At 40.1% G+C, this 21,803-nt stretch carries 23 protein-coding genes and 5 tRNA genes; 8 read left to right on the plus strand and 20 right to left on the minus strand.

Annotation, left to right across the window (positions count from 1 at the left end):
• Nucleotides 1–43: 43 nt before the first annotated feature.
• From WC848_01980 to rpsO, 3 genes are read right to left on the minus strand one after another with little or no spacing between them, the layout of a single operon-like run.
• Complete coding sequence (locus WC848_01980) at nucleotides 44–469, minus strand: DUF5684 domain-containing protein (GenBank protein MFA5961433.1); 426 nt, start codon at nucleotides 467–469, stop codon at nucleotides 44–46.
• Nucleotides 470–473: 4 nt separating this feature from the next.
• Complete coding sequence (locus WC848_01985; protein MFA5961434.1) at nucleotides 474–971, minus strand: NYN domain-containing protein; 498 nt, start codon at nucleotides 969–971, stop codon at nucleotides 474–476.
• A gap of 60 nt (nucleotides 972–1,031) precedes the next feature.
• Nucleotides 1,032–1,301, minus strand: a complete 270-nt coding sequence (gene rpsO, locus WC848_01990) for a 30S ribosomal protein S15 (protein ID MFA5961435.1) — start codon at nucleotides 1,299–1,301, stop codon at nucleotides 1,032–1,034.
• Nucleotides 1,302–1,476: 175 nt separating this feature from the next.
• Here rpsO and WC848_01995 point away from each other — a divergent pair, with 175 nt between their 5' ends.
• A complete protein-coding gene (locus WC848_01995) occupies nucleotides 1,477–3,645 on the plus strand; it encodes a UvrD-helicase domain-containing protein (protein MFA5961436.1) in 2,169 nt (722 codons plus the stop codon).
• A 230-nt stretch (nucleotides 3,646–3,875) separates the two neighbouring features.
• Here the strand turns inward: WC848_01995 and WC848_02000 are convergent, their stop codons facing one another.
• The gene (locus tag WC848_02000; GenBank protein MFA5961437.1) at nucleotides 3,876–4,970 is read right to left on the minus strand and encodes a LysM peptidoglycan-binding domain-containing protein; all 1,095 of its coding nucleotides are present in this window, start codon (nucleotides 4,968–4,970) and stop codon (nucleotides 3,876–3,878) included.
• A gap of 252 nt (nucleotides 4,971–5,222) precedes the next feature.
• Between WC848_02000 and xerA the strand changes: the two genes are divergently transcribed.
• Nucleotides 5,223–6,158 carry a site-specific tyrosine recombinase/integron integrase gene (xerA, locus tag WC848_02005; GenBank protein ID MFA5961438.1) on the plus strand — a complete coding sequence of 312 codons (936 nt, stop codon included), beginning with the start codon at nucleotides 5,223–5,225 and terminating at the stop codon, nucleotides 6,156–6,158.
• A 110-nt stretch (nucleotides 6,159–6,268) separates the two neighbouring features.
• Here the strand turns inward: xerA and WC848_02010 are convergent.
• Nucleotides 6,269–6,340 (minus strand) — tRNA-Ile (locus WC848_02010).
• Between the two features lie 17 nt (nucleotides 6,341–6,357).
• Nucleotides 6,358–7,155: a helix-turn-helix domain-containing protein gene (locus WC848_02015; protein MFA5961439.1), complete on the minus strand. Its 798-nt coding sequence runs from the start codon at nucleotides 7,153–7,155 to the stop codon at nucleotides 6,358–6,360.
• A 237-nt stretch (nucleotides 7,156–7,392) separates the two neighbouring features.
• On the opposite strand from WC848_02015, the gene WC848_02020 reads away from it, so the two are divergent.
• The 4 genes from WC848_02020 (at nucleotide 7,393) to WC848_02035 (ending at nucleotide 8,802) form a co-directional block, all read left to right on the plus strand.
• Nucleotides 7,393–7,593 (plus strand): hypothetical protein, encoded by a 201-nt coding sequence (locus WC848_02020; GenBank protein ID MFA5961440.1) that lies wholly within the window; start codon nucleotides 7,393–7,395, stop codon nucleotides 7,591–7,593.
• Nucleotides 7,594–7,728: 135 nt separating this feature from the next.
• Entirely contained in the window at nucleotides 7,729–8,136 is a 408-nt protein-coding gene (locus WC848_02025; GenBank protein MFA5961441.1) for a hypothetical protein, read from the plus strand.
• A 1-nt stretch (nucleotide 8,137) separates the two neighbouring features.
• A complete protein-coding gene (locus tag WC848_02030) occupies nucleotides 8,138–8,449 on the plus strand; it encodes a hypothetical protein (protein MFA5961442.1) in 312 nt (103 codons plus the stop codon).
• Between the two features lie 2 nt (nucleotides 8,450–8,451).
• A complete protein-coding gene (locus WC848_02035) occupies nucleotides 8,452–8,802 on the plus strand; it encodes a response regulator (protein ID MFA5961443.1) in 351 nt (116 codons plus the stop codon).
• 132 nt (nucleotides 8,803–8,934) lie between these two features.
• Here the strand turns inward: WC848_02035 and WC848_02040 are convergent.
• From WC848_02040 to WC848_02085, 10 genes are all read right to left on the minus strand, one after another.
• Nucleotides 8,935–9,010 (minus strand) — tRNA-Val (locus WC848_02040).
• A gap of 118 nt (nucleotides 9,011–9,128) precedes the next feature.
• Nucleotides 9,129–10,133: a hypothetical protein gene (locus WC848_02045; GenBank protein ID MFA5961444.1), complete on the minus strand. Its 1,005-nt coding sequence runs from the start codon at nucleotides 10,131–10,133 to the stop codon at nucleotides 9,129–9,131.
• Between the two features lie 175 nt (nucleotides 10,134–10,308).
• Entirely contained in the window at nucleotides 10,309–12,228 is a 1,920-nt protein-coding gene (ftsH, locus tag WC848_02050; GenBank protein ID MFA5961445.1) for an ATP-dependent zinc metalloprotease FtsH, read from the minus strand.
• A 20-nt stretch (nucleotides 12,229–12,248) separates the two neighbouring features.
• Complete coding sequence (tilS, locus tag WC848_02055) at nucleotides 12,249–13,202, minus strand: tRNA lysidine(34) synthetase TilS (GenBank protein ID MFA5961446.1); 954 nt, start codon at nucleotides 13,200–13,202, stop codon at nucleotides 12,249–12,251.
• Between the two features lie 30 nt (nucleotides 13,203–13,232).
• On the minus strand, nucleotides 13,233–13,814 hold the full coding sequence (locus WC848_02060; protein ID MFA5961447.1) for a hypothetical protein: 582 nt from the start codon (nucleotides 13,812–13,814) through the stop codon (nucleotides 13,233–13,235).
• A gap of 2 nt (nucleotides 13,815–13,816) precedes the next feature.
• On the minus strand, nucleotides 13,817–15,211 hold the full coding sequence (locus tag WC848_02065) for a S1 RNA-binding domain-containing protein (protein MFA5961448.1): 1,395 nt from the start codon (nucleotides 15,209–15,211) through the stop codon (nucleotides 13,817–13,819).
• A gap of 282 nt (nucleotides 15,212–15,493) precedes the next feature.
• Complete coding sequence (locus WC848_02070; GenBank protein ID MFA5961449.1) at nucleotides 15,494–15,925, minus strand: hypothetical protein; 432 nt, start codon at nucleotides 15,923–15,925, stop codon at nucleotides 15,494–15,496.
• 112 nt (nucleotides 15,926–16,037) lie between these two features.
• Nucleotides 16,038–16,109: transfer RNA gene (locus tag WC848_02075), tRNA-Arg, on the minus strand.
• A gap of 8 nt (nucleotides 16,110–16,117) precedes the next feature.
• A tRNA-Val gene (locus WC848_02080) sits at nucleotides 16,118–16,191 on the minus strand.
• A gap of 32 nt (nucleotides 16,192–16,223) precedes the next feature.
• Nucleotides 16,224–16,296: transfer RNA gene (locus WC848_02085), tRNA-Ala, on the minus strand.
• Nucleotides 16,297–16,449: 153 nt separating this feature from the next.
• Between WC848_02085 and WC848_02090 the strand changes: the two genes are divergently transcribed.
• Nucleotides 16,450–18,168 (plus strand): O-antigen ligase family protein, encoded by a 1,719-nt coding sequence (locus WC848_02090; GenBank protein ID MFA5961450.1) that lies wholly within the window; start codon nucleotides 16,450–16,452, stop codon nucleotides 18,166–18,168.
• Nucleotides 18,169–18,350: 182 nt separating this feature from the next.
• Here the strand turns inward: WC848_02090 and WC848_02095 are convergent, their stop codons facing one another.
• Both WC848_02095 and WC848_02100 read right to left on the minus strand, forming a co-directional pair.
• Complete coding sequence (locus WC848_02095; protein MFA5961451.1) at nucleotides 18,351–18,743, minus strand: hypothetical protein; 393 nt, start codon at nucleotides 18,741–18,743, stop codon at nucleotides 18,351–18,353.
• A 138-nt stretch (nucleotides 18,744–18,881) separates the two neighbouring features.
• Nucleotides 18,882–19,082, minus strand: coding sequence for a hypothetical protein (locus WC848_02100; GenBank protein MFA5961452.1), 201 nt, complete (start codon nucleotides 19,080–19,082; stop codon nucleotides 18,882–18,884).
• A 214-nt stretch (nucleotides 19,083–19,296) separates the two neighbouring features.
• On the opposite strand from WC848_02100, the gene WC848_02105 reads away from it, so the two are divergent.
• Nucleotides 19,297–20,034, plus strand: coding sequence for a helix-turn-helix domain-containing protein (locus tag WC848_02105; protein MFA5961453.1), 738 nt, complete (start codon nucleotides 19,297–19,299; stop codon nucleotides 20,032–20,034).
• 96 nt (nucleotides 20,035–20,130) lie between these two features.
• Here the strand turns inward: WC848_02105 and WC848_02110 are convergent, their stop codons facing one another.
• Entirely contained in the window at nucleotides 20,131–20,826 is a 696-nt protein-coding gene (locus tag WC848_02110) for a hypothetical protein (GenBank protein ID MFA5961454.1), read from the minus strand.
• A gap of 127 nt (nucleotides 20,827–20,953) precedes the next feature.
• Nucleotides 20,954–21,646, minus strand: a complete 693-nt coding sequence (locus WC848_02115) for a helix-turn-helix domain-containing protein (protein ID MFA5961455.1) — start codon at nucleotides 21,644–21,646, stop codon at nucleotides 20,954–20,956.
• Nucleotides 21,647–21,803: the final 157 nt, after the last annotated feature.

Genomic DNA, 21,803 nt, shown 5'->3' on the forward strand with positions numbered 1-21,803 from the left:
AAACAAAAAACCTCCAATGGAGGTTTTTTAGTTTCTGGTTTTCTTAAAGCGAAACGTTCATAATTTTAATTTCCGGCTTTTGTGGCGTATTATCAATTCTGGAAAAAGCGAGATAGCCAGGAACAATAAGATTTAGCGGTGAAATAATCATTAGAATTCCCAGCCATTCTGGTTTTCGCAATATCTTGGAAATTCCCATCCAAACCAGTACATAAGTGACAAGATTAGCCACAGGAATGAAAAACCAAATAATCCACCAAGTGGGTTTTTTGGCAATTTCCAGCGCCAAGAGCATATCAAGAATTGGAATCCAAGCAAACCAAGCATTTCCCGTGTTAGTTTTCCTGGCAATTTTTAAAAGGCAAATTGACATATAGACATAGCACAAAGAAAAAAAGATAAACAGAAAGATGAATAGTCCGCCTACAATTGGCAATATTGACTCATTTGGTATGTTTATTTGATTCATATTGTTAAATCAAAAACTTTTTCTTATTTTCGCTCAAATTAATGAAAGCGTCCAGTTCTTCAACCAGCTTGTTGCTGGTCGATTCCATAAAAGCGATGCCTTCGACGCGACAACCAGTGGTGGATTGGATATATTTGACCAAAGGAATGTAATCTCCATCGCCGGAAACCAAAACAATTGCATCAAGGGTTTTGGACATTTTAATGGCGTCCACGGCAATTCCCACGTCCCAATCCCCCTTTTTGGCTCCGCCGGGAAAGATTTGCAAATCTTTGGTTTTGACCTCATAGCCGACTTTTTCCAAGGCGTCAAAAAACTTTTCTTCTTGGCCTTCGAGAGTCTTGATTCCATAAGCGATGGCGCGGATCAGTTTCCGGTCACCGACGGCTTCTTTCAGGACTTGACCGAAATTGACTTTTTTTTGATGAAGCACTTTCGCGCTGTAATAGAGGTTTTGGATGTCGACCAAAACACCGATGCGTTGTTCTTTGTAGATACTCATAATGTTTTTTGTTATTTTAACCTAAAAAGCAAAATGATAATCATTTTGCTTTTAGTAATTTTAGCCTTTGAGTTCCAATTTCTTGATCAAGGCTTTATAGTTTTTCTCGTTAGTTTTTTTCAAGTAGTCGAGAAGTCTTTTTCGTTTTGAGACCATTTTTAGGAGGCCTCTGCGAGAATGAAAGTCTTTAGCGTTTTTCTTGAGGTGCGCGGTCAATTTCTTGATCTGTTCGGTGAAAAGAGCAACTTGGTATTCCGGAGAACCCGTGTCTTTTTCGTGTCTTTTGACATCGCTTGTTACCTTTGCTTTTTGCTTGCCTGTAAGAGCCATAGCATTTTTGAGGCAAAACAGAGGTTGCGGCTACGCGTCAACTGCTGTTTGCTAATAATATGATTATATTTGAACGATATACTATAATTAGAGTTTTGGCAAGGGAGCGGCGTAATTTTCTGATTTATCTCAAATTTTGTTCCTGTGCTACAATGGTTAGATAATAGAAAAAACTATGACAACATTATTAGAAAATCTAAATCTTTCCCAACGTGAAGCGGTAGAAACGACCGAGGGGCCGGTTTTGGTGATTGCCGGCGCCGGTTCAGGGAAAACACGGGCGTTGACTTTTCGCACTGCATACCTTATTTGTGAAAAAGGCGTGCGACCAGGACAGATTTTGGCGGTCACTTTTACTAACAAAGCGGCCAAAGAAATGCAAGAGCGGATCGCGCAATTGCTATCCGAATATGGTTTTAAGGGAAAATTGCCTCTCATCGGCACTTTTCATTCGATCTGCGCGAGACTACTGCGCGCGGAAATTGGCAAGATTGGCTATGAAAGCAATTTTAATATCTTTGACGCCCAAGATCAGCAGAGTCTTATCAAAAAAACGATGAAGGAGTTGGGCGTTGATCCGACGCAATTTCGTCCACAAAGTATCTTAGGCGCAATTTCTAAGGCTAAAAATGAACTGATTGATGCTGAAATGTTTCAAAAGGCCGTTGGCGGTTATTGGGAGGAAATTGTTTCGAAAGTCTACACAGCCTATCAAGAACGGCTAAAAAAGAATAACGCGCTGGATTTTGATGACATTTTAATGCTTTTGGTCAGGATTTTTCGGACATATCCAGAAGTATTAGAAAAATATCAAAATATTTTCCGCTATGTCATGGTAGATGAATATCAAGATACAAACCATGCGCAATACGTTCTCATTAAAATGCTGGCGGACAAACACAAAAATATTTGTGTCGTGGGAGATGATTGGCAGGGGATTTATTCCTGGCGCGGAGCCAATATCCAAAATATTCTTGATTTTGAAAAAGACTATCCAGCTGCCAAGGTGGTGAAACTGGAGCAGAATTATCGCTCGACCCAGCAGATTTTGGACGCGGCCTATGGGGTGATTTCCAAAAACATCAATCGCAAGGACAAGAAAATTTGGACGGAAAATAAGACCGGCCATCTTTTAGCGTCATATGAAGCTGAGGATGAGAGTGATGAAGCGCAATTTATTGTTTCAGAAGCAATTTCTCTTCGCAATAAGGGCGTGAAATTAAACAACATCGTCGTGCTCTATCGGACGAATGCGCAATCACGGATCATTGAGGAAGCGCTTTTGGGCGAATCAATTCCGTACCGCATTATTGGCGGACTGAAATTCTATCAACGAAAGGAAATCAAAGATATTATCGCCTATTTGCGTCTGATTGAAAATTTTAATGATGAGATTTCTCTTGAGCGGATCATTAATGAGCCAAAAAGGGGCATTGGAGAAAAGACGGTGGAGAAATGGGTTTCTTTTGCAAAGATAAATAGTCTTGATCTAATCGCAGCTGGTTTGGAAGTTTCAGTTCAGGACAAAGCAACTGGAACTAAAATCATTAAGACTAAATTGGATAGCATCGCCAAATTTTGTGAGTTCACAAAAAGAATGCGAGAAGTGAAAAATAAGCTGACTTTAGCTGACTTTATTCAGAAAGTCTTTTCCGAAAGTGGCTATGAGAGACAATTGACGGATGGAACAGATGAAGGGCAGATGCGGGTAGAAAATGTGCGAGAGCTGCTCACAGTAGCGAAGAAATATGACAAGTTCGTGGATGGTGAAGGTTTGCGGCTGTTTCTGGAAGAGGTGGCGCTTGTCGCGGATACGGATAATATTGATCAATCCAGCGAAGCGGTGCATCTAATGACATTGCACAGCGCTAAGGGTTTGGAATTTCAATACGTTTTCATTATCGGCTTGGAGGAGGGGATTTTGCCTCATTCGCGCAGTATGCTCAGTGAAATTGAGATGGAAGAAGAACGGCGATTGATGTATGTCGGAATTACGCGGGCAAAAGAAAAGGTCTATCTGCTTTTTACCAAGATGCGTACAATTTATGGTTCAACGCAAATCAACGCGCCATCACGTTTTTTGGATGATATCCCGGCGGAACTGGTGGAAAATGCCGAAAATTCAATAATTAATGCATGCGTTGAAAAATACGCTTCTAGCAGAAAAAAGACTATTCTTACGGATATGAAAATTTGCTACAAAGGCGGTGAGCGGATTAGTCACGAAAAATTTGGTGAAGGTCTGGTGATTTCTTCTCAGGGAAATATTATTACAGTTGCATTCAGGTCTGTTGGACTTAAGAAACTAGATGTTTCTTTGGCGCCGATTAAAAAATTAGCTTAGCTTTAATTATATCCCCTTCGCCCCTCGGGAGAAGGTGGCTGAAGGCCGGATGAGGGCAAGGGCTTTTGGTAAAATTATTACTATCCTACGCAGAACATTTCTATCTTTTGCTATCACCCTTGCCCTCACCTGTCACGTGCTCGTGACATCCTCTCCCGGAGGGAGAAGAGGCTCAGAATACAAAAAACGTCCCAATTAGATGGGACGTTTTTATTTTATATCAAGAAATATTATCGAATAAATCCTTTAATCACCCGACTATTCTTAGCCACGACGCGGGTAGATTTTTTGGCCCAACCCTTATAGTTCATTTCCGAAACGGTAAACGTGTCCGATCCGACGCTGGTGACAAGTGCGACATGTCCCCACCAAGACTCAGATGAAACCATGATTGATCCGACAGTCGGAGTTTTGCCAGTTGCATAGCCGGCGGCCTTAGCATGATAGAGCCAGGTTCCCGCATTGCCACCCCAAGGAATATTTCTTTTTTGAGCGACGTACCAGGTGCAATAGCCATAAGGAAAGCTGTGTCCGCTTCCTCCAGCACCGCTGAGTGTTTTTCCGGCTGATTCAAATGATTCATAGGTGCGCGGAGCAATTCCTAGGCTAGTTGCGGTTTCAGTGGGTTTGGGCTTGGGAATTTCTCTTTGTCCGTCTGGAATAGTGATGGTGTCGCCTACTTTCAGTTCCCCATCAAGATGCAGGGAATTAAAAGCAATGATTTTATCTTTGTCCGCCTTAAATTCCTTGGCAATACTATTGATATCATCGCCATTTTTGACTGTATAGGAGAGTCCGGAAACAGGAAGGATGAATATTTTGTCTCCCGGCATGATGGAATCGACATCATCAATCGCATTAGCCCAAAGGAGCGTATTGATTGTGACATTGTTAGCTGAGGCGATCGATCCCATCGTATCACCATTTTTGACTTCATAAATTACCACGCCGCCATCTTCTTCTGGGTCTTTGAGGACGGGGCTGTTTTCACAAACCAATGAGTTTCCTTGCATAAGTACCGGGTCATTTTCGTCGTCGGCTGGTTTCAGTGTCAGATCAGGAACTTTAGACGCCTCGGAAAGCGGAGCAAGCGCCAAAGAAGTTTTTTTGTTGGCGGTCAAAAACATCTTGTCTTCCAGTGGGCTGGCATAATTGTCGGTGTTGCCAGTTTCCAGGTAGCCAAAAAGGAATCCGCTGGAGTTTTGTCCGGCAGAAAGATTAGTGGCGGAAACAAGAAGTGCACTGGAGGCAACGACAACAAAAGAAGAATAATTGCGGAAAATATGCAAAAGTTTCACCGTGCGGCGTCTTTTGATGAAAATCACCACCCTTTTTTGGAATAAAAAAAGGCTAGTGAGAAAGTCTTTAAATTTTTTCTTACGGAAGATAATGGGAGAAGTTTTTTGAATTAGATTACTAATACAATTAACCTTTCTTTTAGTTTTAGCAAGAATCTTGCCCGTTCCTCGTCTGATTATCGGACAAACCTTGATCCTAAAACCCTAATTTTTACCTGCTAGACAGTATAGCTCAGGCGAGTATTTTTGTCAATCGGGTTTTTGGTGTAGAATTGGACTATGGATATCCACGAACTTGAAGTCCAATTTTTGGAACATTTGGAAATTGAGAGGGGTCGCTCGCAAAAAACGATCGAAAACTATGACCACTATCTCAGGCGCTTTTTGGATTGGGCTGAGATCTCTCGACCCGAGCAAGTCACAGCCGAAATGGTGCGAAATTTTCGGATTTATCTTAATCGCTACGAAGATGCGAAGGGGAAAAAGCTGAAAAAAATTACGCAAGGCTATTATGTGATTGCCATCCGCAATTTTCTCAAGTTTCTCTCCAAAAGAGATATCAAGTCGCTTCAGGCGGAAAAAATTGAAACGGGAAAAGCCCCGACGCGGGAAGTAGATTTTTTGGAAATGGAGGAAGTGGAGCGAATTTTAGCGCAGGCGAATGGGCAAGATCTCAAGAATCTGCGTGATCGGGCGATTTTGGAACTGCTTTTTTCGGCCGGTCTTCGGGTGTCCGAGTTGACGGATATAAATAGAGAAAAAATTGACCTGAAAGGGCGAGAGTTGAGCGTGCGAGGCAAAGGCGACAAAGTACGGGTAGTTTTTATTTCCGACTCCGCCGCTCAAGCGATAAGTAAATACCTAGACAAGCGCACGGATGTTGATCCAGCACTGTTTGTCCGGGATTTTCAGGGACTTATGAAATTTGAAGCTAAAAATAGCAAAAAAACTGGGGATAACTTGCGACTAACTCCCCGATCAGTCCAAAGAATCGTCAAATACTACGCAACTAAGGCCGGAATCGTGAAAGATGTCCATCCGCACACTCTCCGCCATTCCTTCGCCACAGATCTCCTCATCAACGGCGCCGATATCCGCTCAGTCCAAGCCATGTTAGGACATTCTTCTATCACAACAACCCAGGTTTATACCCATGTTACTAACAAGCAACTTAAAGAAGTACACCAGGCGTTTCATTCCAGGAGAAAAAGATAGGCTTAAAAAGAAAAAATCGCCAATCAGACTGGCGATTTTTTCTTTACGGGATAACTAGGTTAATTTTGTGGGACCAGCCCCGCCTCGGCGGGACGACCAAGAAATTGTTGTGGGACCAGCTGGATTCGAACCAGCGACCAAGAGATTATGAGTCCCGTGCTCTACCACTGAGCTATGGTCCCGAATTTACGAACTAAATCTAGTCTAGCCTTTGTTCGTGATTATGTCTAGGTATATCGCTCATAAAACCCTGTTTTAACTTTATTTCTGGCAAATGATCCCACAGCGCTTCAAAAATAAGTTTCAAGGTGTTGTATATTTCCGAACTCTCAATGATGACCGCTAGGGTTTCCTTAGCGGAGATGAGGGATATTTTTGAGTGGCCGTAAATATCTATTTCTATGGAAAAAGGATATTTACTTTTATCGATTAATTTTGTGGAGCGCAATTCTTTTTGGTCGTTTTCATGGAGCATTCCATGGGTGTAGTCTGTTTTTGGTAGGATTGCTCGCACTCGAATGCCCTTTTTTATTCTCTTTTTAATAAACGTGCCCATCCATTCTTGCCCGACAATCTTTACGATATCTTCCGATCCAAAAGCCGAGAATCCGCCAGAATATCTCAAAGTATCCAAGTAGACTTCTTTTATACCTTCGACTCCCTCATAGAATCGGATTTTTGGTTTGACGCCGGAAATGTTGTAGAGAGAGCGAAATTGCGGTAAGGCTTCTAGAAAGATCGCTTCTTTCCGTTCGAAATCCTTTTTGAGCTTTTCTGGATCTTCAGCGATGAAAAATCTTCTTTTTCCTTTTGTTGACTCAAAAATCAGCCCCTTGTTTTTGAGATCCAGCAGGATATCATAGCAAGTGGTCCTTTTAATGAGGGCTTTTTTGGCGATTTGAATGGTCGTTCCGGAGCCTAACTCTAATGATGCGAGATAGACACCAGCTTCATGGCTAGACAGTCCGATTTGTTCCAAAATAGCTTTTAGTTCCATATATTTAGTATAATGACGACAAAACCGTCATCTATTGCATTATAACAAAACTAGTAATAATAGTCAAATAATGCTTATTATAAGGAAAATAAAGCAAAAGAGCTTTTTCAACTATCGACAATGATTGACGCTATCTTTGACAATATGACGTTTTAGTAGTATAATTGGCTGTTAAGATGAATAGCCACGAAATGATGGGGCGAGTCTTAACAAAAACTTACCATTAACCAAAAAATTATGAAAATGATCTTGAATAATGGAACAGTTATCGGTAATGCACCGATAATGTCAGAAAAAACCAGGGAATATCTCAATCAATTCTGGCACTTTCCTTCTAATGAAGAAGCGGAGAAGGAAAAAGAGAAATATTATACCTTTGATTACAAAAGAGAGATTCACAGAAGAACCGATCAAACAGAAAACGAAATTAAGCCCTAAATTCTAGCCGAGGACAGAAAAAGCTTCTGTCTTCCTTAGAGTTTATCTAAATTCGCAGATGGCTCAAAAGCTCATTAAAAAATCAATAATAATGCCGCTTGTATCGGCGGGGTAGAAATTGAGCAAGGAGAGAAAATGAAAATAATTCTGCTAATTGAAGACAAGCCGGAAGAAATGGCTAAAGCTAAATTGATTTTGTCAGAAAAAGGTTGTCGGTTCGTTTCGGCCGACAATCTAGACGATGCCATGCGGGTTTGGTCAAAACTTGGAAACAAGATTTACGGAATCTTGACCGATCTCCATTTCCCAGAAAGAATTGGAGAAAAAGAAACAGCTTGTGGATTTGCGGTGGTCACTCGCGCAGTGCGGATGGGAATTCCAGTTTCCATTTGTACTGATGTTAATCACCATTTCTGCGGATATCTTAAATATTTTATGGAAGATATTGAAATGCTGACCCACCAAAATGTTCCATATACCATGGACAATAAAAATTGGCAACAAGCGGTTCAGAAACTAATCGAACAATTCAAGGAGGATTGATATGCAAAAATTGATGATTATTGGTGGAGATATTTTGGGCGAAACACTTAAGGTGGTCTTGGCTGACTACTTTGATGAAGTGATTGTCGTGGACCACAAACAAGCATTGGAAACTTTTTTCCTTGAGGATCCTACTCATGTGCTTATTTCTGACACGCTCGGTTCTCCTGGAGATGCGCAGGTAATGAAAGATATCCGTGGCGCGAACGTATCTAGCCGGATTGTTTGCTATGGTTTCGGTGGAAATGTGGATATTAAGCTTCCAATTAAAAAAGAGGAACTCATCAGTGTTCTAATGGGCGAAAAGGAGTAAAAATGAAAATTCTGTATATCGACGACGATGCTGAATTGCGTTATCATTTCAAATCCATGCTGGAGGAGCATAGAGGCCACGCTGTCGAAGTGGCTTCTAGCGGGGACGAGGGCACTAACATGATTGCAGGCAGTGCTTTTGATTTAGTTATTACTGACATGCAAATGCCTGGAATGTCCGGGTTGGATGTTATCCGTTTTGTTAAGGATAGATATCCAGAAATAAAATTAATTCTCAAATCCAAAGGTTTCTTTAGGAAAGTCGCGGAAAAAGAAGGCGTTCCTTTTTATGCTATGATGGAGGGCACTAAATATTTATTGGATATGGTTGAAAACATGTCCAAAGTTCTTTAAACCACAAACCGACTTTGAGTCAAGTCGTAAAACATGGCTCTTTTTTTATTTTCAATAAAACAAAAAACAACTCATATTTTTGGGGAATATGAGCAAAATTTTGCTTTCAAGTGAAGTGAAAAAACTTTTTTGTGGGCGTGAGAGGACTCGAACCTCTGAAACCTCTACAATGTCAATGTAGCGCTCTAACCAACTGAGCTACACGCCCAAATTATTATATTTCCCCTTCTCCCTCCGGGAGAAGGTGGCTGAAAGCCGGATGAGGGTGCTTTGTGTAATATTATCCAACTTGTCTAGCCTACCTCAAAAAACCATTCCCGTCAAAACTATTCCTCAGTTTCAACTTCGATTGTTTTCATTGCTTCGCCACCTGTCAGTGCGGTTGCTTCTGCCCCGATTTCCTCTACTTTCTCCTCCACTACTTCTTTTACTTTCGGCGTGGCAATGACATAGAAAAATAGAACCCAAGCCACTTCGGAAAAAGCGCTGAAAATGGAATAAAAAAGAATGGCAGAGGGAATGAAAACGGCAAGACCCAACGCAAGAGCAATGATTGCACCGGTATTTTTGAAGGCGAAAAATAAAGCCAATCCGATGAGGCCAAAAATAATAAGAACGATGAGGGCAATCGCGATGAGAACAAAAAAGGAAAGAATACCAAGAGGAATGAAAAGCAGTGACATGATGATGCTAGCGAGAATATTTTTCTTGAAAAGCGCATAAGCATTTTCCACGGCGAGCCACGGTTTCAAATCAGCCAGTACGACATAAAAACAGGCATAGGTTTGGATATACTTGGCGAGGATTAGCAAAGGAATGAGGATTGCGACAGCCAAAATTGCCAGTATTGTAGCGATAATATAGGATTTTGCGACAAACAGGATTGCGATGGGGACAAAAAGTATAATAAAACAAACGGCGACGACTAATCCGGAGAAAAAAAATATAGAGAATATGGGCCAAAAATATTTCTTACCATCCCGGAACCCTATTTTGAAACTATTTGGCTCATTTTTCAAGATTTTTTGGGTTGATTTAACCAGTGCTCCTCTGCCGATAAAATTTAAAACCAGAAAAATTAGGCAAAGCAAAATTAGGATCATAAGGCCAATGGCCAGTAGAGCAGAATGTTTCGCAATAAATTCTTGCAAGTGAAATTTTTCTGTGAAAGTTTGCCAATCTTGACTTGATTTTTCATCACCGGAAGAAAAGTAGTTGAAATTTACTCCTCCGGAAGCGAGCATGAAAAGACCAAACCACCACAAAAAGCGGTTATTCCAAGTGATCTTCCACGCGTCGCGGAAAATTTTTAGGTAATCGATGTTTGGCATAGATTTGTATTTTATGACTTACGCATCTACTTCAAAGACAACTGTCATCCTGAGCGAAGTCCGTACTCGGACGAAGTCGAAGGATCTGTCATTGATAACCGTAGTTTATGTAATTTGTAGTAATACTGACGATAGCCAGAGGTAGATCCTTCGGCTTCGCTCAGGATGACAATTTCTAGATATTCTTAACTTCCACAGCTTCAATTTTTTCCTGCGTAGTTTCTGTGGCCATTTCAACTGGTTCAATGATAATAGCTTCGTCCTCGTTCTTTTTTGCTGGTGCAATTCCCATAATCGCATTGAACTCAGCTTGTTCAATTGTTTCTTTCTCAAGAAGAACGTTGGAAATTTTATCCAAAAGCTCTTTCTTTTCAATGAGGATTTTCTCCGCGACCTTGTAGGCATCGGCGATAAATTTGGTGACTTGGTTGTCAATTTCTCGGGCGGTTTCTTCAGAATAATTCTTTTCTTCGTGCATTTCCTTGCCTAAAAAGACCATTTCTTCCTTGTGGCCAAAAGTGCGCGGTCCCAGATCGCTCATTCCATAACGCGTGACCAAATTTCTCGCAATCGCGGTTGCTCGCTCCAAATCATTGGAAGCCCCGGTCGTAATGTCGCCAAAAGTCAATCTTTCACTGAGGTATCCACCCAAAAAGACGGAAAGCTCATCGATGAAATAATTGCGGGATTGTAGAGTTTTGTCTTTGGTTGGTGCGTTTAGGGTATAGCCACCAGCATGACCGCGGGAAATGATGGAAATTTTTTGAACGGGATCGGCGTGTTTCAGCGTGGCAGCAATCAGTGCGTGTCCCGCTTCGTGATAGGCGATGATTTTTTTTTCATCTTCATCAATGCGGCGACTCTTCCTTTCTGGCCCAAGGATGACTTTCTCGATCGATTCCGCAAGCTCGTTCATGCCGATAGTTTTCATGCCTCTTCTAGCAGCCAGAATTGCAGCTTCATTAAGTAGATTAGCCAGGTCAGCTCCGGAAAATCCCGGTGTTCGTTGAGCAATAACGCGTAGATCAATATCTTTTACCAAAGGTTTATTTTTAGAATGAATCTTGAGAATCGCTGTGCGTTCTTCAATGTCTGGCAAATCCATAACCACGCGACGATCAAAGCGTCCTGGCCGAAGGAGCGCCGGATCAAGCACGTCAGGGCGGTTAGTAGCGGCAATGACAATTACATTAGTATTAGTATCAAAACCATCCATCTCCACCAGAATTTGATTCAAAGTTTGTTCCCGTTCGTCATGTCCCCCGCCTAAGCCTGCTCCACGATGGCGTCCAACGGCATCAATTTCATCAATGAAAACAATAGCCGGTGAATTTTTCTTGGCTTGTTTGAATAGGTCACGCACACGAGATGCTCCCACTCCGACAAACATTTCTACGAATTCCGAACCGGAGATATTGAAAAATGGTACATTGGCTTCTCCAGCAACTGCTTTGGCAATCAAAGTTTTGCCTGTTCCAGGAGAACCGAGGAGAAGCACACCTTTAGGAATCTTAGCGCCAAGGCTCAAAAATTTCTTGGGAGTTTTCAAAAATTCTACAATTTCATAGAGTTCTTCCTTGGCTTCCTTGGCTCCGGCGACATCGGCGAAAATGACACGGTTTTTTTTGTCTTTCGGGTCCGATACGCGCGCCTTGGATGTTCCAAACGACAATGCTTGATTATTCCCTCTTTGCGCTTGGCGGAGCATAAACCAAATGAAGCCGGCAATAAGTAGGAACGGCAAAAGAAAAGGCAAGATTGTTCCCAACCAAAGGCTGGCGGAACTTTCGCCTTTGACGACAATATTCACTGCATCAAGTTTTGCCGGGTCAACCCCATAATTTTTAAAAGTTTCCGTCAGCCCCGCTTCTTTTTCTTTGGTTGATTTCTCTGTCGTTCCGTCAGTCATGATGATGGCGAGGTCGCTGTCAGTCACATCGATCTCTTTGATTTTTTGATCATTGATTTGAGAGACGAGCGTGGAAAGTGAAATGTCCGTCGGTTTTTTCTCGGGGTTATTGAGTAAAATTAGGATACCGGAAATAAAGAGAAAGAAAAGTAGTGCGTAGCTAATATTGCGTAGGAGATTTTTCATATGTTTTATTATGTAAAAAATTAAATAAGTTCTAAGTTAATTTTATCACCTCTGCGGGTCATTTTCAATCCCCCACTGGAGACGATTTGGTTTTTGTTTTTTGTACTCCGGATGGCCTTCAAGATTTCTTCAATCTGTGAATAGTTCTCGTGAGCGTCGGCCGGTTTTTTTAGCGCTATTGTTTTTAGTAGAATTCTCTTTTGAATCGCTTCTGGCATTGCTAGTATTTTTTTCACACTCAGCACTTTGTTTTCTTCCCACGCTTTTTCTGTCAGTTCTTCGATTACCGCATAATCCTCCGAAAAAGTCCGGGCACTTTTGGCGAGCAATTGTCGCAAATTAGGATTGTAATTTTTTTCCAGATAGGGAATTAATTTATTCCTAATCTTATTTCTCAGATAAATTGATTCTCTGTTTGTCTTGTCGATGCGGTAACTTAATTTATTTTCTTTCAAATATGCAATAATTTCTTTGCGCGTCATCTCGAGCAGCGGTCGGATAATATTTCCGTTTTTCGCACTCATTGCTGAAAGTCCAGCGAGTCCTGTTCCGCGGATCAGTCGCATCAGCACCGTTTCCGCTTGATCATCAGCGTTGTGCGCGACCGCGATCAGATCAAATTTATTTTCTTTGCGCAATCTTTCAAAAAAAGTATACCGCACATCGCGCAAATATTCTTCTGATTGATTTTTCTCTTCAATCTTGGCGTCAAGAATATCCAGTGATAAGTTATATTTTTCGGCTAGCTTTTCTACAAACTCTTCATCCTGGTTACTATCTTTCCCTCGCAGATGATAATTGACGTGAGCAATGGATAATTCTAAATTATATTTTTTTTGTAGTTTGGAAAATACATCAAGAAGCACTGTTGAGTCCGGTCCGCCGGAAACTCCCAAAACAATTTTAGCTTCTCTTTCTAAAAGAGAGTTTATAGAAATAAAGTTTTGGATTTTTTTGATCAGATTAGGCATCATCGTGTGAGCAAACAGGCTGCCGGATCTTAGCTATGAGAGTTTGAATCCCTCCGTTTTTAAAATTTCTACAATTTCATTAACAGCCTCTTCTAGCATATCTTGTTTATTAGTGACTATAAAATCATAATAAGACATTTCATTTTTTATTTCAGTTGCAGCGTTGACTAGCCTATCAGCTAACTCTTCTTCGGTGATAGATGGCTCTCTATTAAGGATTCGCTTCCTTATATTTTCTATTAAATCGGGTTTAATAAAGATTGTTGTTGCGTTATAATTTTCTTTGAAATATTTCGTTCCTACAATGTCTGGATTGGCGATTATATTAAAGCCACCGACTATTTTTTTATCCAAGTCTGGCTTGTAGCTTCCATAATATACTCCTCTATTTTTTACGTAAGTATGCTCGATAATGTTTTTATTAATGATTTCATCTTTAAACTTTTCTTCGGACAAAAAATAATAGTCAATGGCTTCTTGCTCCCCAATTCTCATTGATCGCGTAGTCGCGGCAACCAGACGCTTAAAAATAGGAAAACGCTTAACGATTTCATTTGTTAGGGTGCTTTCTCCGCATCCAGTTGGGCCGGAGATAATTAGTACTCGTTTATGCATATTTATTCTTTCTCTTTTTTCTCCTTCTTAACCTTCTTCACTTTTTTCTCAGCTGGTTTCTCTGCGTCTTCTTTTGCTTCTTCAGTTTTTTCGATTTTTTCTTTCTTGGATTTCTTCTCTACCTTTTCTGTATCAGCATCAACTTCTTCCGCCTTTTCTTTTTTAACTTTCTTCTCCTTTTCCGGCTTATCAATAAGTGTCAGTCCCATACGGTGTTCGCGTGGTTCGATAGAAAGAATTTTCCAGCTGTAATCCTCCCCAGTCTTGATCAGATCGCCAAGACTTTTCCCTGGATGTGTATCGAGCATTTCGCTGATGTGTGCCAGGCCGTGGATATCATTGTCGAGATAGACAAAAGCGCCAAAGTGATTGATTTTGTGAACTTTTCCTGTCACGATGTCCCCCACCTTATATTTATTCGTCGCTTCGCTCCATGGGTCAGCCTGCAGTGCGCGAATGGAAAGCGAAATTTTATCATTATCAATACCGATAATTTTAGCCTCAACCTTATCTCCTACTTTTACGATTGTGCGTGGGTTTTCGATCAATTGCCAAGCCAGTTCTGAAATATGTACCAAGCCTTCGACTTTTTCTCTTTCATTGATCTCGCCGTCATCGTTTCTTGGAGAGAATTTTACGAACGCACCAAAATCCACCACTCCGGAAATTTCACCGGAAATCACATCACCAACTTTGAAATTGGAAATAGTTTCCTTATCGCGGTCGCTTTGCGCCGCTTTTTCACTGGCAATCAATTTTTCGGCTTCACGATCAATGTCCAAAACACAAACTTCCAATTCTTTTCCGACCAGTTTTTTGAGCAAGTTTAGAATCTTATTTTTATCTCCATCTTCAACGCGAGGATAGTTTTTGCTAGAAAGTTGTGACACAGGCAAAAATCCGGCAATCCCATTGATTTCGATAAGCAGTCCGCCTTTATTAGCGCTGATAACTTTCGTCTTGACCTTATCCCCTGCGTCTCGTTTCTTTTCGATATCCTCCCATGCTTTTTCATAGGAAGCTTCGCGGATGGAAAGTTCGATGTAACCCTCTTCATTTTCCAAATCAGTCACAGTAGCAGAAACCTTATCGCCCAATTTTAGTTTTCCAGAGCCCATGCCATCCTTAATTTCTTTGCCCAAAACCAATCCTGTTCCGAATGGTCCGAGATCCAGATAGATTTCGCTGGAAGAAACTTCTAAAACTGTTCCAATAACAGTGTTGCCCACTATTGGAAACTCAATCGGGTTGTCCAAAAGTAATTGTTCCATAAAAGAAACTTTCTTTTCTTCCGGCGCAGTTTTTTCGTCTGCCGGCGCAGTCGTGACAGGAGCACTAATTTTTTCATCACTCAATTTATCCACTTCATCAGCAAGACTAGCCAATATATCGTTCATTTGATTAAATTTTTTGCAACTGACATCAGGGCTGCAAGATAATGATTATGAATGTCTTAAATCTTTATAATAAATAAAAAATTTCCAAACAGTGTGGAAATTATTAAGAGTGCGCCCCTAAAGGCTAGAAAGTCAGGAATTAAAGCATTCCCCTATTCATTTTTCTTAATAATTAACGTAAATTGAGTATACTCCACCTTTTTTGTTTTGGCAAGTCTCGTGGTGAGTTATTAGCATACGCAGAATGTTTTGCGTATGCTAATAATTGAGCGACCAGATTATTCAACAGAAATGATCCGTCTGGTCAGGCCTCGGAATGATTTTCTCCCGTGGCCTTGATTTGAGAATTTCCTGGATCTTTGTCCAGAGGCTTGTGCGGGTTGTAAAGTGTTGGAATCCTAAATCCGCGTATATAGACATATGATCAAATGTGCTATGGTTCCAGACGATAATCGTTTGGTTTTTCATTGTTTCGGGAACCGCTTTTGCTTTTGATATCCCAGCGCCCAGATTGTTACCAATAACAACAAGATTAAAATCTTGATCCTTAAGGATCCACTCGATGTTGTGGCACAGATCGCCACTAGCCTGACGGTATACATTATCCGATCCCAACTGAAACTCCGTCGTCGCATTGATGCTTGTAGCAGTTGGGTTGAACTCAACAAGAAACTGCAAGTCTTCATCAAGGTATAATACGCGTAGTTGTTCCATAAGCACCCCCCTCTGTTGTTGTTAAAAGATATTTTATTGCTGATTAAGCTTTAGTATGTACTAGCTATAATTAAGCGCATTAATGACAAAAAGTCAAATTTATCTGTGTTTGTGCTCTCGTCAAGAATCGAACTTGAATCTAAGGCTTAGGAGTCCCTTGTTCTATCCGTTGAACTACGAGAGCTATCTTTGTGGACGATACTGGGTTCGAACCAGTGACCTCACGAATGTGAATCGTGCGCTCTAACCAACTGAGCTAATCGTCCAAAATTTTCTCTTTCAATAATAATTACAATTGTGGACCTGAGGAGGATCGAACTCCTTGCCTCTCGCATGCCATGCGAACGCTCTACCAATTGAGCTACAGGCCCTATTTCGCTATTTTTAGTATTAAGCCAAAACAAAATATTGCCTACTAATCATAACAGTTAATGCGAGATAGTCAATTTAATGTGTAATTTGAATTCAATTTGCGGTTATAGACAAAAAATACTACACTATCAGTAATTATCCGGGCTACTATTATGATGAATTTAACTGAAAAGCTTGCAAATATCTGGAAAATAATCAAAAACCAGCCAAAAGATATTTGGTTTTTCTATTTGTTTTTATTGACTTTTACGCTTGGAGTAAGAAAGGTAGTATTATACTTTCCAGTCAAAAGAACTTTCAATGAGTATGCCGGAGTGTATGTTTACGCTTCCGACATATTTCTATGTTCCACGATCCTAGTTTGGATCATGACTATATTATATAATAAAATAACAAAAACGTCAAGTAGAAATTATGCCTCAGCAGGACTTATCCACAAGATAGATCATGCAGAAAGTGTGGATAACTCGCCTACTCATAATTTATCCACAGGAGAAAAAGGGCTAATTAAAGCCACTATTTACTATTTTCGAGCAATGCTATTAGGATTGATCATAATTTCGCTATTTGACCACTATTTGTGGGATATTTGGCAGGGGCAGGTTTTATTTTGGTTGGTTTGTGGGATTTTAGTCGGTATTGCATCTTTGAATTGTTCCACGTGGAACAATTCAAAATACGCCAACACCAAAAAATGTTCCACGTGGAACAATTTAAAGCAGTTTAGTATTTTTTTAATTCCCCTTGCTCTGGTCGTTTGGTCGTTTATTTCTATTGCTTGGTCTGAAAATCAGTTAATTGGTTTTTATCGATCCGCTAGATTTCTGGAGTTATATGGATTATTTGTTTATGTTCCTTTCCGTTTTATGCCCTACTTGATTAATTGTTCCACGTGGAACAATTCTATGGTTGAGAATTCTGAAATTGTTCCACGTGGAACAATTAATATCTTTGGCGCATTTTTCCTCATCGTTATATTCTTAGGAGTGGCGCAGTCCTTAATTGGAATCGCTCAATTTATCGTTCAGCACTCACTGGGACTGTTTTGGCTCAAGGAAAGCCTGATTGGGCAAGATATCCTTGGTGTGGCAAAGATTATCGTTAATCATCAAGTTTTAATTCGCAGTTATGGCTTATTTCCGCACCCCAATATTCTGGGTGGTTTTTTGTTTTTTACTATTGTTGTTACTTTGCTTTATCAAAAATTGTTCCACCCTGAAGAATCTACAATTGTTCCACGTGGAACAATTGTAGATCACGGGGCAGACGCGGAACAAATAAAAGAACATGATAATGTAAAATGTTCCACGTGGAACAATTTTAAGCAGGCGTGGAAAAATGTTCCACCTGCCTACCGGACAGGCAGGCGTGGAACAATTTGGCTGAATTCTATCAAACTTGTTTTAGTGGTTCAAGTTATTGGTTTATTCCTTTCCTTTTCTAAATCGGCCATTTTCGCTTTAGTGGTTGCGCTTGTATATATAATTGTTCCACGTGGAACAAATTTTAGAGAAAAGATTAAAAAATTGTTCCACGTGGAACAATTTAGGAATTTAGTAGTTTTAGTGGGGGTAGCTTTTTTGGTGCTGTATTTTACTGGAGTCCAGTTTTATGCCTTGTTTTTTAAATCGCTGGCAGAAAGGATGCTTTATTTGGGCATCTCAATTCAAATGATTAGCGCTAATCCTTTGATCGGCGTCGGAACCGGCCAATTCACCCTGGTTTCGGCGAGATTATTTCCCAATCTGGAAATATGGCAATATCAACCGGTGCATAATGTTTTTCTTCTGATTTGGTCAGAATGGGGGATTGTTGGGTTGGTTTTATTTATTGTGTTTTTGTGGAAATTGTTCCACGTGGAACAATCTTGAGAAAAGCCTCTTCTCCCTTCGGGAGAGGATGTCCGAAGGACAGGTGAGGGACGGGCTATAGAATAGATGCAGTTCAGAATAGAATTTACGCTGTCCAATTTGACAAATAGATTATTTTATTTTGTAATATTGAAATAAAAAAAGCCCCGAACTGAATGTTGTCAGTTCGGGGTTAATGTTACTCAATAGTCAGGTCTCCAATGTCTAATTTTTGAAACATTGAATTTTTTTTTCTTTCCGCAAGGAAAGAAATTATTGCCAATTTTTTCAATTGGCCTAACCCATGCGGGGCATACGTTATTTTGCCCTTGAAAGAAGCCCAGTTGAAACATTAATGGTTCAACTGGATCGAACCACACCTCGTTCCTTTCAAACACGAGGTAGTCTGGACCATATCCAGAAAACTTTTCTCCTGTGGTTAGGCGGATCATTCCGTCCACAGAAAACATGATCTCTAGTCCAGTTATTATCATATACCGCGATTTTATCGCAGTATTTATATCAGATGGTTCAATCTTACAAGTCCACCGGTGAAGGTGATCACAATCATCACTTTGTTTCTTTAGAATCTGCATATTTCCTCCTTCCCGATATTTATCTTTGGCCTCGGGTGCGGGCGATTCTGTTGTTTCAAATTTTTAATGAACTGAGCTACCTAACTATTTAGATAAACTCTAGGGAAAACAGAAGTTTTTTCTGTTTTCTACTAGAATTTACGGTTCAATCTCGCTTTCAGTTTGGTCATCTCGCCTGTGTATTTCTCTTTTGTAGTCAAATAGATAGTATTTTTCCTTTTCTTTCTCAGCATCTTCTTTGGAAGGAAAATGCCAGAACTGACTGAGGTAGTGGCGGGTTTTTTCTGACATCATTGGTGTATTGCCCACTATTACTCCAGTATTTAAGATCATTTTCATAGTTTTTGGGTTAATTATTAGTTCGTTAAGATTTTGCTTTTTTTTATTCTTTTATCTTAACAGCGTAGTATAGCAATTTTTTGGTGAAATGTCAATAATCACGTCAAGAAAATATGAAGTTTAATTAAAAAAGCCTATAATTACGCTATAATATTGACTATTATCGTGGTTATGCTATAATATAAATGTTGACATAATTGACGACAAAATAAGTATGCTTGAAAAAGAACTGCAAAATGCGGGTTTAAGTGAACGAGAGTCGAAGGTCTATTTGACTTGCCTTGAAATGGGGGAGACGAGCATCGCAAAATTGGCCAAAAAAGCTCAGATAAAGCGTACAACGGTCTATCTTTTGATTGAATCTTTGCAAGAAAAGGGTCTTATTGGTCTTATTAAGAAAGGCAATAAAACTTTGTATGTTTCGGAAGATCCGCGGAAAATTGCGGAAAAAATGGAACAAAGGAAATCAGCCATTGAAAAAATTCTGCCGGAACTGCTTTCGATGACGAATTTTACTAATATAAAGCCGCGGATAAAGTACTTCGAAGAAAAACGAGCCGTGGAAGATGTGTATCGAGACACGTTGCTTTATCCGGATCAAGAGATTCTTTCTTGGTTTCCAGCCTTGCTTATCCAGGATGACAAGGATTTTTTTAATGATTACTATATTAAAAAAAGACTAGAAAAAAAGATTTGGGTGCGTGCGTTTGCTCCAGATACGCCTGATATGCAAGAATACTTTCGGCGCGATAAAACAGAATTGCGCCAAACAAAACTCATTTCTCAAAACATCTTTAATATTGAAGTTGGAATTTTATTATATGGAAAAAGCAAGCTTGGGATTGTCTCGTATGATGAAGGTATGGGACTTATTATTGAAAGTCCGAAAATATATAAAAGCTTGAAAAATATCTTTGAACTAGCTTGGAGTTCATTGCCGGAAAATAAATAATACCAATCTAGTATAGAATAATCAAAAAAAGACACCTTGTGGTGTCTTTTTTAGTGTTTAAGTTGTGGATAACTTTATTTTTATAACCAAGATAAGCTAGATGAATTTAAAAAGATAATATTTCACGTCACCAAGTAAAAGGAAAAGATAGCTTGAGACATCAGAGACGTCTTTGCGGGAAGAAGAATATATTTCGTAGTAGGCCTTTTCAAATCGGTCAAGAATCCAATAAATTTTCTCGGCGTTTTCTTTATGAAAATACAGCGAAAAGCCTAAGAGTAAAATGGCCAATTCCACTGGATTTTCACCGCTGGAATTTTCTGGATCAAAATCTTTTCCTAGTTGAGAAAATTTCCCCCAGACTCTTTTGGCTTGATTTTCTGCAATCATCTCCACGCTTTCATGAAACTCGTCAATTTTTTCAGATGTGGTAAATGCACTGACATTTTCCTCATTAAAAAGAGAGAGGCGATTAATAATTGCTTTTGCCTCAGCTTCCGGGTCTGTCTGAGTGGAGTCTGCTTGGATGCTTAAATCAAATGAAATTAGGGAATATTTTTCCAGAAAGGAAAGCATGCTTCCCACTGTCCAATCTTCTTCGCTAGTCACAATTTCTTGCTGGCCCTTTTGTGCCTTTCGTCCTGCTACCTTGAGCTTTAGGGTTTTTACCATTTCCAACGCGATAAAATCAAAATCAGAGCCATATTCAAATTCGCCGTCCAGGTTAATAAAGATGTCATTTTGGCCAAAATTAACAACATCTTGATTGTCGATCAGGCGCAGATTTTTCAAAAAAATTCGAGCGGATGGTTGTTTACTTTTCGCTTGGGCGATAATTTCCCAAAGAATGATCGTCGCTCTGGATCCGGATTCAACGGTCAGCCAATTAATTTTGTCATTTTTGTTTATAGTGTGAATATTAGTGGCTTAGAGATTCCCAGATGGCTAGGAATATTCCCCTTAGAGTATTAAATACTTTTGTGTTCTCGATAATGACGCCGACGTTTTCCTCAGCGGGCATGATGGCTAGCTTATTTTTACCATAAAGCGCTATCTCTGCTTCAATCGGAAACTGATTTTCCTTAACAAGCCTAATGGCGGAACTGATATGGATTCCATCTGATTTATTTTCGGGAACGATTATTTTCCAAGTGGGTTTTTCTTGTGACGGATTATCTTCGAATAACCCGGCGTTAGCTCCTTCTGCCGCCCAAATCAAAGCTTCTTGGTCGTCATGATTGAGAATATCTTTTCGAATGTCTTTGATTCCTTCTTCATTTTCAAAATAACTGATGAATGTTTTTTGCGGTGACGCCGAAGTGAGCACGAGCAATTGGGGCATAATCTTCTCCAAAACGCTTTGCTTTTCTTTCAGGCTTTCTTCGATTTTCTTGGGGTTTTGGGCGGAATATAGTATCTTCTTTTGCCCAATGACGATTCGCAGTAGTCCTTGGCTTTTGAGTGATTTGATGATGCCGTAGACCGTCGTTCTTTTCACTCCTGATTTGGCAGTAATTTGTTGCATCGTGGCTTCACCAAGCCCTAATAGAGCCAAATAGACCCTTGATTCCCGGCTGTTTAGGCCTAATTTTTCCAGTTCTTTGGTTAGCATATTTACTTTGTTTAGGCGATTATTTGAATTATAGCTATTTTTGACTTTTCTGTCAATCGAAAATAGTGACGACGAAACGGTTGACAGAATTTAAAAGGTGTGCTATGCTCGGGAGAAGCTATATATGACGACGCAATTGGCGTCATAAATATAGCTA

The sequence above is a fragment of the Parcubacteria group bacterium genome (assembly GCA_041659505.1).
Lineage (GTDB): Bacteria > Patescibacteriota > Minisyncoccia > Moranbacterales > UBA2206 > UBA9630.